Annotated in this window: 1 pseudogene; it reads left to right on the forward strand. The window is 50.2% G+C overall.

What is annotated here, in order from left to right:
* Positions 1-48: 48 nt before the first annotated feature.
* Positions 49-313, forward strand: a pseudogene (locus tag A3712_RS23330) (phosphatase); the annotation flags it as partial.

Raw genomic sequence — 313 nt, forward strand, 5'->3', positions numbered from 1 at the left:
TGCGTACTGTCGGCTTAGCATAAACCTGAGCACTAAGGGGACAACACTATGACACATCCAACATGGCAACTAGACCTTGAGCAAGGCGCTCTGATTCTGACTCCATGCCCAGGTACTAAAGAGGCTGATCTTGATGCATCTCTGGCACAACTGAAAGAGCAGGGCGTTAAAGCTATCGTGACTGCGCTTGGTGATGCAGAGCTTGCAAGCAAAGACGTGGCAGCACTTGGTGAGAAAATACGTGCGCTATGCATGCAGTGGTTCCAAATTGAAATCGAAGACGATTGTGCACCGGGTGCTGAGTTTGCAGCGA

Origin of the sequence: Vibrio sp. HI00D65 (genome assembly GCF_001635455.1) — a bacterium.
In the GTDB taxonomy this organism is placed as follows: domain Bacteria; phylum Pseudomonadota; class Gammaproteobacteria; order Enterobacterales; family Vibrionaceae; genus Vibrio.